General features: G+C 26.9%; 18 protein-coding genes. All 18 read right to left on the bottom strand.

Annotated features, from left to right (window positions below):
- Positions 1-256: 256 nt before the first annotated feature.
- The 18 genes from B2W91_RS19795 to B2W91_RS19710 all read right to left on the bottom strand — a co-directional run bounded on the left by B2W91_RS19795 (position 257) and on the right by B2W91_RS19710 (position 13,088).
- Complete coding sequence (locus B2W91_RS19795; RefSeq protein ID WP_291584073.1) at positions 257-967, bottom strand: hypothetical protein; 711 nt, start codon at positions 965-967, stop codon at positions 257-259.
- Positions 968-1,170: 203 nt separating this feature from the next.
- The gene (locus tag B2W91_RS19790; RefSeq protein WP_291584072.1) at positions 1,171-1,593 is read right to left on the bottom strand and encodes a hypothetical protein; all 423 of its coding nucleotides are present in this window, start codon (positions 1,591-1,593) and stop codon (positions 1,171-1,173) included.
- Between the two features lie 440 nt (positions 1,594-2,033).
- Positions 2,034-2,348, bottom strand: coding sequence for a hypothetical protein (locus B2W91_RS19785; RefSeq protein ID WP_291584070.1), 315 nt, complete (start codon positions 2,346-2,348; stop codon positions 2,034-2,036).
- Positions 2,349-2,767: 419 nt separating this feature from the next.
- Positions 2,768-3,115, bottom strand: a complete 348-nt coding sequence (locus B2W91_RS19780) for a hypothetical protein (protein ID WP_291584067.1) — start codon at positions 3,113-3,115, stop codon at positions 2,768-2,770.
- On the bottom strand, positions 3,115-3,279 hold the full coding sequence (locus B2W91_RS19775) for a hypothetical protein (protein WP_291584065.1): 165 nt from the start codon (positions 3,277-3,279) through the stop codon (positions 3,115-3,117). The genes B2W91_RS19780 and B2W91_RS19775 overlap by 1 nt, the downstream gene beginning before the upstream one ends.
- Before the next feature lie 120 nt (positions 3,280-3,399).
- Positions 3,400-3,645, bottom strand: coding sequence for a hypothetical protein (locus B2W91_RS19770; protein ID WP_291584063.1), 246 nt, complete (start codon positions 3,643-3,645; stop codon positions 3,400-3,402).
- Between the two features lie 185 nt (positions 3,646-3,830).
- Complete coding sequence (locus tag B2W91_RS19765) at positions 3,831-4,238, bottom strand: hypothetical protein (RefSeq protein ID WP_291584061.1); 408 nt, start codon at positions 4,236-4,238, stop codon at positions 3,831-3,833.
- A 28-nt stretch (positions 4,239-4,266) separates the two neighbouring features.
- Positions 4,267-4,467: a deaminase domain-containing protein gene (locus tag B2W91_RS19760; protein WP_291584133.1), complete on the bottom strand. Its 201-nt coding sequence runs from the start codon at positions 4,465-4,467 to the stop codon at positions 4,267-4,269.
- Between the two features lie 55 nt (positions 4,468-4,522).
- Positions 4,523-5,167, bottom strand: a complete 645-nt coding sequence (locus B2W91_RS19755) for a hypothetical protein (RefSeq protein WP_291584059.1) — start codon at positions 5,165-5,167, stop codon at positions 4,523-4,525.
- 99 nt (positions 5,168-5,266) lie between these two features.
- Positions 5,267-5,530 carry a hypothetical protein gene (locus B2W91_RS19750; protein ID WP_291584057.1) on the bottom strand — a complete coding sequence of 88 codons (264 nt, stop codon included), beginning with the start codon at positions 5,528-5,530 and terminating at the stop codon, positions 5,267-5,269.
- Positions 5,531-5,838: 308 nt separating this feature from the next.
- Positions 5,839-6,321: an immunity protein YezG family protein gene (locus B2W91_RS19745; protein ID WP_291584055.1), complete on the bottom strand. Its 483-nt coding sequence runs from the start codon at positions 6,319-6,321 to the stop codon at positions 5,839-5,841.
- A 437-nt stretch (positions 6,322-6,758) separates the two neighbouring features.
- A complete protein-coding gene (locus B2W91_RS19740) occupies positions 6,759-7,574 on the bottom strand; it encodes a hypothetical protein (protein WP_291584053.1) in 816 nt (271 codons plus the stop codon).
- 185 nt (positions 7,575-7,759) lie between these two features.
- Positions 7,760-7,993: a hypothetical protein gene (locus B2W91_RS19735; RefSeq protein WP_291584051.1), complete on the bottom strand. Its 234-nt coding sequence runs from the start codon at positions 7,991-7,993 to the stop codon at positions 7,760-7,762.
- A gap of 31 nt (positions 7,994-8,024) precedes the next feature.
- Positions 8,025-8,489: an SUKH-3 domain-containing protein gene (locus tag B2W91_RS19730; protein WP_291584050.1), complete on the bottom strand. Its 465-nt coding sequence runs from the start codon at positions 8,487-8,489 to the stop codon at positions 8,025-8,027.
- 460 nt (positions 8,490-8,949) lie between these two features.
- On the bottom strand, positions 8,950-9,681 hold the full coding sequence (locus B2W91_RS19725; RefSeq protein ID WP_291584049.1) for a DUF434 domain-containing protein: 732 nt from the start codon (positions 9,679-9,681) through the stop codon (positions 8,950-8,952).
- A 136-nt stretch (positions 9,682-9,817) separates the two neighbouring features.
- Entirely contained in the window at positions 9,818-11,053 is a 1,236-nt protein-coding gene (locus B2W91_RS19720) for a PoNi-like cognate immunity protein (protein WP_291584048.1), read from the bottom strand.
- Between the two features lie 351 nt (positions 11,054-11,404).
- The gene (locus B2W91_RS19715; protein ID WP_291584045.1) at positions 11,405-12,115 is read right to left on the bottom strand and encodes a hypothetical protein; all 711 of its coding nucleotides are present in this window, start codon (positions 12,113-12,115) and stop codon (positions 11,405-11,407) included.
- Positions 12,116-12,533: 418 nt separating this feature from the next.
- Positions 12,534-13,088: an RNA 2'-phosphotransferase gene (locus tag B2W91_RS19710; protein WP_291584043.1), complete on the bottom strand. Its 555-nt coding sequence runs from the start codon at positions 13,086-13,088 to the stop codon at positions 12,534-12,536.
- Positions 13,089-13,142 lie beyond the last annotated feature (54 nt).

Genomic DNA, 13,142 nt, shown 5'->3' with positions numbered 1-13,142 from the left:
CTTTTCAGGGTTACTTACTCCCTTTGCTCAGAGTCTGTATTACTATTTCTGGGTGGTATAGTTGAGTACTTTCAAGCCCTCCTACTATTTTATCACTAAAAAAGTAATGAACTAGCTTACTTATCTTTCAGCTAGTTCATTCAATAATTCTTACACTTTAGCATTAATGTTATTCCTTTGCTTATTGCTATTATTAATTACATTTAGTATTTTACATCATCATTATATAGTTAGTTAATTAACTTTTAAGTTTTCCTTACCACGAACTATCTAAAATTTCAATTGGTATAGCCATTGATGGGATACCAATACTTGAAATCTCTTCTGAAAAATTATAAATAAAACTATTTGAGTAACTTGATATTTCGTCGAAGAAGCTAATTAAATATCCACTTCTAGTCTTTCTAAAATCTGCTATTCCCAATTCTTTTAAAACTATTGCTGTTTTTCTACCATTTTGGCCGAATACAAACAACTCATTTATATAATTATTATACTCCATATTATTAGGTTTTAAAGTCAAGTATAACTGATTAAGTTTATATTGAAAATTATCTAATTGGGCTATTAAACTAAATTTATTTTTTTCAATAATCATACTATCTAGATCAATTTTGCCATTAAAATTATGTAGTTTATTTTTTATATCATCATATGTTTTTAGCTTATTTTCTACCATTTTAGCACATTTACTTATTTCAAGTATGATAAGATCCATAATATAATCCTCAATCTCTATATCTTTACAAATATTTTCAAATAATACTTCAATATTTGTATCATTATCATTCTCCTGTATGAACATCCTTATCTCAAATTTATGTTCACAATATACGGTTTTAAAAATTAATACCTTAAAATTTAATAAGCTTGTAGAATTACTTTCCTTTATACATTTTAAATATTGATTATCACACTTATTAATCTCATTAATTAATGTTATTTTCTCAAAATCTATTTGTTTCATTTTATCCCCCGATTGCTGTAGAATATCTTTATTACTTTAAAATACTAGTATGAACTAGCCTACTTATTTTTCAGCTAGTTCATTTACTCTATTCTTACTGCATTATTAACATTATACATTGTACTGCTGAAGTTACTATAGCAGCACTTAATAGCAATATTATGCAATTATTTGAATTATAATTTTGCATCTAAATTATAAATTTATTCTATTTCTAGTTCAAGTGATCCTTTCACTTCTATATTTGTATTAACGCCTATTTCAATATCATTTTCAAATTCAACTACAATATCATTACCCAAATCTTTAATGCTACATATTATAACATCACTGTCCTCTATTTCTTTTACTAGTCCTATTGCAGTGATGTTTGAAGAGTTCTTAATAAGTTGAATAAATCCAGCTTTATCATCATCTACTACTTTATATTCTGTTACTAAATCTATTTTTATATTTCCTTTTAAAATGTCCCCCTTTTTTCTCTTGATTGAAGCGCTATTATTTTCTAAATATTCATCGTACTCTATAAAATGCACATATCCTACTGTTCTGGAACTATCAATTTTAACTCTAGCCCATCTTTCATAGCCATATCCATATATTTCTTCAATCTCAAAACTTTCCATGACTAATCTCCTTATTGTAATTTATTAAATGATTTTGGATCACTCAGCATCATTGATTGAATTTTTCCATCTTTAAATATAATAACAACGTCTTTTTTAGGTTTTGCTACTCCTTCTAAAGTGTAATTATCAATCCTATGATTTCCTCTGGTTTCAGCTTACGGTGGTTTTACACTCCTTCTTATCTTAACTTTTAAAGATATTTTATTGCAATAAAAAAAGATTAATGCTCCAATTACTAAAACATTAACCCTCTAAAATTCTCTTATTGCCTTTAAATCTCATATTTTAAAATGTATTAGATTATTCATTTAACCAATTTTATTGGTTAATCTAATTTATACTTTTATTTTTTAGAGCTTTAGGGCCTTTTTAACTTATTGACTGCATTATTTAAGTTATGCATTCAAATTTATAATATACTCCTTATAAATCATAATTTATTTTAATAACTCCCATAAACGCTCTCTGATTTTGCTTAAAGGCTCATTTAGCTTTTGTCTTCCATTAAAATCATCTTTCCAAATATAGAACTCTGACAATCCACCTCTTGCTGGATATAAATTTTTATAATCTCTTTGTATTTCTATAAATTCTTCTTCGAAATTACTGATATCTATACTATAAATATTTTCAATAATGCGATTTATTATTTTTTTTTCATTATTAATAGTATTATCTCCATACTTATCAACAATCAAAAGCAACTCTTCAAATAATTGTTTTAATTCATAAATACTTTCACTTTTGCTCATTTTATTTTCTCCTTACTTTAACGGTGCCTTACTTATTACTTCAACATTTAACTTCCAAGGTTCTTGTATAAACGCCTGAATAATATCCTCTCCACCTAAATATACTCCACCTTGATATCCAACTTGGCCTTCATATATTGTTGTTCCTTTAGGAATCTTTATTGCATAAGTTGATTCTAATGGAGAAGTACCTGTTAATACTCCTGTTTTAGGGTCTATTCATTGGGTTTTAACAGCTGAATCTATTCGGACTTTAACTGCTGATTCTGTTACTTCTCCCCTTGCAACAGAGCCTGTATTACTTTTTCTTAGTGGTGGACTTTAGTATTTTCAATGTATACCACTATTTTATCACTATAAAAAACAATAAACTAACCTACTTATATTTCAGCTAGTTCATTTTGCCTATTTTATAGATTTTATATCACATACTCATATCCTTTAACTAATTTTTCAACGATATCTTTATTAAAATCATCAAGATCATTATAACAATTTAATTTTTCTTTCTTAAATCCTAATTTTAAGAGGGTTGCAATAGCTAAATGTCCAATTGTATATACACCCATTAAAACATATGAACTTTTTCTGTACTCACTTACCTCAATTAATCTACTTATTATTTTTTCTGTTTTATATTGAAGTTTAACTATTTCTTTCATAGTATTACTAAGTACAAAAATATTATTTATTTCTAGAAATTCCTGTAATTCTTCATTTACATAATTTCCTTGCTGAATTTTCTTTATTATTTGATTAATGCTCATTACTTTCTTCCCTCCTTGAATATATTAAGTATATATTCTCGTTCTTTCCTATAGTTCTCCCATAATTGTGCTGATACATCTTTTAATCCTAGTTCATCTGCAATTTTAATTTCTTTCATATATGCACGTAATTCCTTTATAACTCTAGGATTTTGTTCATACAATTGCCTAATCTCTGGCAATCCACTAGCTACATCATCTAAATTATTAGTTTCAGAACAAATCTCAAAAAGTAATCAAAACACAGCCATCTCAAAACTGTTTTATGGCTGTGTTTTTAATATTTATGAAGCATAAATTATTTTATTTGGGTATAAGTCATGTGGATTATTCTTATTATGTCTTAGTATCTTAGATACAGCTGTTAGATAGTAAAACTCTGGAATAGATATGTCTGTATCTATTTTTTTATATTCACCTGTTAATTTATTAAATTCAACTTTTCCTAGATTTTCTTCATCAGGTCCGAATCCATAAATTGCCGTGTTCTTATCTTCACTAATTTTTATGATTAAAACATAAGTCCCCATATTTTCACTCCAATTGTTTAAAAATATTTTCAGCTTATTAAACATTGATTTTTATTTAAAATTTATATACTACTATTCATCATTTCCTATCTACTATTTTTACAGTTAAATAAAATCGCGTATGAGTTACTTTATATTGTTTCTATATGCCTATTTCTCTTATAGATTTGAAACCCATAACAGTTCTAAAAATCCGATTTTAAACTCAAAATATAATCTATTCTACTCTTTGTAGCATAACTTGTTTCTACAACGCTATAATTTTTTTCTTTTAAAAGTTTTTTACAAATTATAATATCCTCTTTCAATTGTTCAACATCATTTTGATTAATGTCTTCATTAAACTCGTTTATATCAAGATATTCATTTAGCTTTTCAAATATAAAATCAGCAATTTCTTCTGTTTTAAAGCTTTCTATAGCTATCAAAGTATGGTAACAAGTTTTACTAAATAAGCTATAATTCAAACTTCTCCAATCTTCTTCTAATATTCTTGCAGCGGCTTGCGAAGAGTTATAACCGTCTTCTTCCATATATTCTTCAAAGCTAAAAACCACTGAGTCTTTAATCTCTTCATAATTTATATTATTCATCCTATAATTCCTTTCTATAATTAATTATTTATTTCATGCTTTTAACATAAATGTTTAACCTTATGTTAGGATGTTTTCTTCTAAATTCAAGTATTAAATTAGAACAACTTTGGCAACAAGGTAACTCTGGATATAGATTTATTGTTTCAGAAATATTATGGTCTTTTATCTGTGAAACAATATCCTCAAGTATCTTTAGTTTAGTATCATAGGCTGTATTCCTACAAATTTGTAAAATTTATTTAATCTCTAAATTATCTGCATTCTCATTTATTTTACATATATCAAATATTGTATCCTAAGTAATTCGCTATTTGATAATCACTATATGATAATATAATGTTTGAAATCTCCAATAATTCTTTGATGTATATATCAAGCAAATACAAACTGTAAATAGAATTTAATCGAGTATTACTAAAAAAAAGAGCTTCATCAGGAAAACTTTTTTTACTCGTTGCTATTATCTCATTTTTTGCTCCAATAAAAGATTCAAACCAACCATTGGTCGTTTTATAAAAACAAATGGAGTGTTCTTTCAATTGCTCCTTCTCACATACGTAATCTTCAGAAATAAATAATTCTGACATTTTTATTTTTAATGATTCTAAATTACTTATCTGACATCCTGAATTTCTGCTTTGAATAATATATTTATCAAAAAAGTACCTTCTTATAACATGTAAAAATAGATGATCTATGGCATCACTTTTATTTTCAAACTTCTTTAATATTCCTATATCTGGTACATTTCTTCGTTCCAACCGTATAAAGCAAAAAGCCCATTCATTATTTATTATATTAATGCTATAATGATTTTCTAACGGCACAGATAAATCTTCTCTGTCGTCATAATAAATTTTATCGTCATAATCAACTAAAGTTAAGTGTTCTTCTGATAACAATTTCTTTGCTAATTCTAAATCCATAGTTTAATTTACATCCTTTCTAGTAAGATATTATTCTTATATACCCTTCATCAATCAATGTCTGAACTATTGCTTTAACAGAGTTTCCCAAAGAATCAATTATTTTGATATCAGATCCATATCACTAACTTCATCATTTGTTATATCTGATACTGCTTTGCCTGCAACTCCCATTGCTCCCACTGTCATTCCACCAACAAAGGTTGCTTTTGCTACTGCTGCTGCAGTAATACCTACAGATGCCAGTGCTCCTGCCACCGCTGGTATTGCAGTACCACCTGTAAGTACTACTGCTGCAGTAACTGTTGCAACCACTGCAACTACTGCCAAACCTGCAAGAACATTTTTAGCTAGTTTTCCCAAGCTAAACTTTTTCTTTTCTTCTTTTTTCTCTTCTGGCTTTTGAACTGCCTTTGGTTCATCTTTAAATGGAGGATATATAGACTATAAAAAACAGCCAATAGCTCACTACGTTCTCCTAACGCCGCTATTGGCTGCTTTTATTGGACATCTTGCTTTGTCTCTGCCCAAGGAACTCGCAGAATAGGTAACTTTTTATTTCTTTCCGGACTTAAATAGTTTAATATGGATGCTGTTGCTTATTTAGTAAACTCAACTCACTTTTAAGAATAGTTGCCCTTTTAATATAGCAAAACAGATACGTAATAATATTATTTATTTTCTTGCAAATATTTATCTAAAGTTTTTCTTGTACAACTCCCATTTTTAGGTAATAAACCAAATGTTTTGTATGCCCAAATAACTTCTCTTTGAACTTGACCTCCGTCATTTTCATTCATAATATCATAATAGAACTCTACATTAAATTTTCCATCAGCATTAATAGAGAAACTCATTTGCTCCCATAAAGGCTGACTATTTTTTTCAAAACAAGAATACAAATCTAATAATAGTATATTTAATTCTGAAAGCAACTCATTATATATAGTTTGAGATACTCCATAAACTTCTGGAATATTATGTGACTTAACTATGTTTCCATTTTTTAATTCTTTAAAATAGAAAACAGATGATATACTCATTTTCCCTTTTTCTATTTCTCCTAAATAACATATTTGACTCCATTGTACTGGAATCATAGATATAATATGTTTTCCAATCTTCATATATAATTCATCTAATTCTATTTCCATTGCTATCATCCTTTCTATGGATTCATTCTAATTTGAGTAAATTTTTCACCATCACATACTCTATATTTTAAATTTCGTATAGTTCATCAATTTCTTTTACTATTTTATCATCTAAGCCTGATGGTGCACCCTTGCCTAGAAATGATATAACACTGCAGCCTTGAAGATAATAATCGCAAGCTCATGAGTAATTTTATAAGGTTTTTAATAATTAGATCCTTATTTAAATCTTTCAAATAAATAACCCATGCCTTTTAAAGCATGGGCTATTATTTAGTTACTATTTTTCTTTTTTTTAATTTCTGACTACATAATACTATAGAACAACTCACTAAATTTACTAGAATATTATATATAAATGCTAATCTTCAAATCCTCTTTCTTCATAAACAACGCCTCTAGTCGGCAATGTATACATAAACCACACCACTAATAATCTATAAAGTAGAAATTTCAAACATATCAATTTTAGAGTGGTCAATATTGGAATTGCTGCTACTCAATGTCACAAGATAAGTACATTTTAGCTTACTAACAAATTTCGCATTCAAAAATATATAATTTTCATCGGGATGCAATACTTCTTTATCATTAGGTGTAATTATTTCTATTGTATTTTCATCAACTAAAACAAATATTTCTTCTTTAAATTGAATATCAATGAAATTAATTGAAGCATCATTAAGGTTATGTTTAATTTGCTTCTTATAGCTAAATGCATTTATATTGCACTTTTCATCTTCTATAATCGCTATATATTCATCTGGAAATACTTTTATAACTTTTTGTTTTGTTGACTTTTGATAAAACTTATATAGCCTAGAATATAATGTTTTAACTTCTTTATAATCAATTTTTTGTATTATTTTTTCATCTATATAAATACTATAGAATTCACCCTTATATGTTGATAAAGCTAAGCCATTCTCATTCCATTCGTACAAATTTGAAAAAATTAAATTTTCTAATCCATTATTGAGATAAATCACGTTATATTCATAAGTTTTCAGATCAATATACACCATACACTCGTTGTCTGGACAAAATAGTAAAATTTCTTCATTAACATTATTACTAAAGGAAGAGTATATTGTTATATCATCAAAAACTTCTAATTTTTTTATTAGCTCAAGATTGTTATCAAGTATTAGTATACCGTTATAGTTATCATTAATGATTATTTTATCTGATAAGATTTCGATAAAATATATATCATTATTGTTCTGATTAAATTCTTTTGCCTTTATAATCATATGAGTCTACCTCTAACAAAAATATTTAATTTAGTACTTTTCCATAATAGTTAATTTCATTCTTTTTAATCTGAATTCTAAACTCTCCAACACACTTTTCAATATTACCTACTCCTTGAATTTTTAAGTTTTCCCATTCCATTATTATTCTACCTCTTATATGTTCACAATACATAATAGATAGCCTATATTTGAGAATATTTTTTTAATTTCTCAAAAAAATAATCGCATGCATTGTCTTCATTTTCAAAAGTCCTGATTCCTGATTTCTTTCCTCTTTCACTATAATAAACTTCCCATTTTTCATCATTTTTTACCAAACACAGCTGTTCATTTGGTAAACCACCTTTCAAAATTGAATAGGCATCATCAGGTATTCTCATTTCCTCTAATTTTTTCTGCCTTTCTAAGATTTTCATTATTATTTCATTCTCCTTATTTTACCTGCATTTAATCATAAAATAAAGGCATTGTATACTCTCCAATAACACAATCTAACATTTCTTCTACATTGCTCCCATATTTGATTAAGCACCCATCAGTATAGCCATAAAATTGATTATCTTCTGAGATTAACAGTAGCATGTTTCTATTTTCGGTTTCACCCACTGGGAATATACTTTTTTCCCCTAAAACATCTGAATATTCACTCTGTAAATAATTTAGACCTTCTTTTGATAAGTTTTTTCCTAATGCCTTAATTGGATTAAAATTAATATATCGCATTTCAGAAAATTTAGGATTTTTATTAGGAAAATGAAATTCTAACATTCCATAATATTCAAGAAATCGCCTTACTCTTTCATTGATCTCAAAATTTCTTGATTTATAAAGTAGTTCTATATCTTTCAGTTCTATACTTCTTGATTCATTCCAACCAGCTTCTTTTAATCTTTTTAATGTAATATCTTTCATATACCCCTCCTATTTTCTTACTGGCAAAAAGTTTTAAAAGTAATTTTACAGTTAGCAAATGTTTCTGTATATATTCTCGTATTAAATGACTTTGTATTTAAAAAGATATTTATAATTAAAATCAACTTCTATTTCTTTCCACAAAAATAGAGCCAATGCTTCTTTTATTAGAAATATTGGCTCTATTATTAATTACAATGTATTTTACTTTTGATTATAATTATCTTTAAAGGGATAAACCAGATATTTTGCAGAGTGCTTTAAAACTATTTTTTAGTTTAATTAACTTAAATTTTATGTTTCACTCTGACACCTATCTCCCTACTCACTGGATTATTAATATTATGAATTATACTAAAATGTAAAATTTATTAAAGTTACTATAATAAATATTGAAATCTGTCTTCTGTTAGATTCTATCTAACATCTTATTTATGAATTTAAATTAATCAACCTATTTCTATTGTTTATAATAACTATTTAACATTTCAAAATCAACATATGGATAATTACAAATATTGCTTTCTATGATTTTTTTATTTAAATTAATCCAACTTTTACATTTATCAAGAATAATTGCATCCGTTGTTATGACATTATCTAATGTTTCTAAAATTGCATCAACATTATTAATATTTTCAACTTGTACATCAAAACTAAAACCATTCAATAATTCTAATATTTGTTCCTTTAATCTTCCTGAATTAGACACTGGAGCATCTAAATAGATATTTGCTTTTCCTACTTTATTTTTTTCTAGGATTTCGCCAATCATTATAATTGCTAATTGCGTTTTATCTATCAAACGGTAGGTGCCTCTCAATCCTGCTAAATCTCTAATAGTTCCATCCATACATTTTAATAATACTGAATCTGATAAAGCAACTTCTAAAGTAATTATAGTATTAAATCCATCAATGTTTACAATATTACCTTCTAAATTTTCTTTAACTTCTTTATCTCTTCTAATTTGAATATTATGTTCTGAAGAAATTGCTCTTGTCAAAGCCAGTCTCTGCCTTTCAGATAATAGATAATGGTTGCCTACAAATACAGATGCACTTTTTATGTTATATCCTTGACTTAAAAGGTAATATAAATCATACCCAGCCTTATGCAATTTTTCAATTGATTCATTACTAAATTCTTTTTCATCATTAGGAAAATATCCTCTTCTAACAATTTTACTCATAATTCACCCTTATATAATTCTAATTATTATGATATTTGAATTAGCCCTTCTATTTCTTCCACTTCTTCATTAAGATTAAATAGTAACTTATTTTTCAAAACCATTATATTTCTACATAATTTATAATACTTAAAATCTATTTTACATCTACAACAGTGATTTCATACATCTTTTCAATATCTGTATCTATTGGCACCAATGCATAATAGCTTTGGTCGTTATTTAGTACAAATTGAATTAGCTTCACCTCTGAATTACTCCAATAATTTTTTATACTTGAATAGTATTCCTCCAAGTCTTCCTTATAATCCAATTGTAAGATATAGCCTTTTTCTTCCATTGCAAAAACAATTAAGCTTCCTAAGAGATTTTTTTCCTTATTTTCTTCTTCATATTCCTGTAATAAAAACCATATTTGATCTAGCCCTATAAGCTTTTTGTATTTTTCATAAAAGCTACTATTGTCTAGAACAGTATAATCACTTATTAATTCATTTATAAATGAATGCCACTTTATTGGAATAATTTTCTCTAACTTAGGATTGTTTTCAATTCCTTCTTGTACCAATTCTATTTTCTCGTTATCATTTTCATGACTATACTCACTCATAGGAACTTGCTTAAAATTCATTGCAACCTTATAATGTGCTAAATCATATGGATAATGATTATTTTCTATTAAACTTGTATCATCAAGATCTAATATTTTTGCTAATGCAGCTGTTTCAAAACTCCAGAATCCTACATATCCGTGTTCCTTATGTGCATTTTTCCATTCATAATCATAATGACCCTTAAACCATTCTTTTTCCATGTATTGTTTCATTCTTTTAGATGCTTCGTTTTTATCTTTTTGTGCAAGTTCTATAATTTCTTTTGTTTTCGAATATGGGTTTTCTTTATAATAAATGTTTGTAATTTTTGTCCATTCGATATCACTAGCATATAATAAATAATCAATTACTGAATCTTGAATATTTTCTTTCTCTACTAGCTTAGACAATCTTTCTATATTCTTTTTATCAGTTTCTAGTAATATTCCTAAAGATATCATCCAAAGAAGATTTAAATATCCAATTTTATGTTCACCGTAATTTTCCATACAGGTTATTGTATATTCAAAATCTTGATTTAAATCCTCTATTGGCATTCCAGCGGAATATAATGCACATATCTTTTTTATTTCATATATAGCACTAGTTTGATATATTCCATAAATAATACTTTCATTATCTTTTGGAAATCTCTTAATACCATTTCTTATATCTTCCTCTAACTCTATTATTTCCTCTTTATTTTCTTGTATATATCTTTCTTTATTAGCTATTTGAGTTTCAAAATACTCCAAAGGCTTTAAGTTATCTCGTAACATAAATTGCTCCTCATCCCTTATAAAAAGCATAAAGCTATCTTATTATTTTTAAATGCTAGAATTAAGCATTTCCAGCCATCACCAATATTCTATCATAGAAAAAAAGAGAATTATATGTACAAAAAAGAGTTATCACTTCTTTATCAGAAACAGTAACTCTTTTCATTGTTATAATATATATTTAGTTTTTCTTTTAGTTATAGCTCACCGCATTATTATAATTGTGCAGTAAGTTCATTTACTCCTTATATTTATTTTTGAATAGCATGGAAACATCTTCTATTATGCAGTTGAATACCTATAAGCTTTGCAGTTAAATTTTTCTAAATTAATACATATTGTCATTATATCTTACCACGAATAATCTAAATATAAATCTGGCGCTGACATTGACGGAATAGCAATATTGGATAATTCCTTTGCGAATTTATCAATAAAGCTATTAGTGCATCTTGATGCTTCTTCTAAAAATCTAATTGAATATCCACTTCTCGTTCTAACAAAGCTAGAAATATTTAGCTCAGTTAATATTTTCGCTAAATATTCTCCTTTTTTAGTAAAAACAAATAATTTATTAGTCTCATTACTATATTCTACTTTCCCAGGTTTTAAATTATTATATAAATTATTTATTTTACTTTCAAACTCTTCTAAATTAAACTTATCGACTTGAATATTATTATTTGTAATCATAGTATCAAGTTCTATTGATTTAATCTTTTCCTGAAACTCACTAGTTGTACTCATATGCTCTTCTAACTTGCACCTGACTAATTTAGTTATTATGAATATTTCATTTAGTATAATTTCCATAGCATCATCATCTACTTCTATATTCCTACAAATATTCTCAGCTAATAAACTAATAGTTATGCCATTAACATTTTCTTGTATGAATATTCTAATTCCAAAGTTATACATGTTATAGTTTGCTTTTAAATTTAGACACTTATAATCTTCTGGTTCTAAAAAATTACACTCGCTAATGCATTTAACATATTGAGTCTGGATGTTGTTAATTTCATTTACTAGCACAATATTATTAGAATCTATTTTTCTCATTTTCATCTCTGCTTTCTCTTAAATTTATTTTAATGTATCAATCTGAGCCAGATATGCGGCAATAATATCTAAAATAGTGTATTTTCAGCATTCCTGTATAAATACATTTCATTCTAAAGCATTTAATGATTATCTTTTAGGATTGCTTACACCCTTGAGACATAGTCTGTCTTATTATTTTCATGTGCAGACTTTAGTATTTTCAATGCCTGCTATTATTTTAGCACTCTAAAAAACAATGAACTAGCCTACTTAAATTTCAGCTAGTTCATTTCATCTTTTAATTGCATTATTACAATCACGCAGTTAATATTGTACTACACTTAGTGTTTAATATTATTAGCTTATGTGCATGTATAGCTTTTTTACTGCTCATACATTATTTTGTAGTTGGCTAAAACATTATTTTGAAGCTAGATTATAATTTTTCAGAATCAATTTCATTAATATATTTACTTGAAATAAAATCAGCTAGCCATACCTTATCATTTCCTTGATAGAACTTTACTCCTTCATTCCAAGCTTGTTTTGCGCTAATTTCAAGAATAGTTGGCTTGTTGTCACGACGCTTTCCTACCTTAGATGCTGTATCAATATCAATCGATAGATGAACATATTGCCTTCCTTTTGGTAGCAATCCATTTTCTTTTATCAATGATAAAAACCTTCTCGGCGTTCCATGGTAAAGAATTTCAGGTGGTTCTTTTTCATCTTTTACTATCCTTTGAGGTAATGGATGACCATATAAAGCTCTAATTCTTCCAGATAGTATTTCATGACGTTTTTTTTCTGAACCTTCTATCATATTATTTAAATCTTCTTCTGTCACACTACTCCATCGATTATCTTCCCTTAATGAGGTTAGTAATTGTTCGATTTTTACCCAACCATTCTCATCAAGTTCTAGTTCATATTCCCATGGTGCATGTCTTAATGCATATGATATTTCTTTACTTAGTGGCATGTAATCCATTTTAAATACCCTCTTTTAAAACACCTTCTTCAGCGTCAGTTATTTTGAAATCCT

Source organism: Clostridium sp. UBA6640, assembly GCF_002455975.1.
In the GTDB taxonomy this organism is placed as follows: Bacteria; Bacillota; Clostridia; order Clostridiales; family Clostridiaceae; genus Clostridium_J.
The sequence above is the reverse complement of the archived record's forward strand: the minus strand, read 5'-3'. Positions and strand labels throughout refer to the sequence as shown.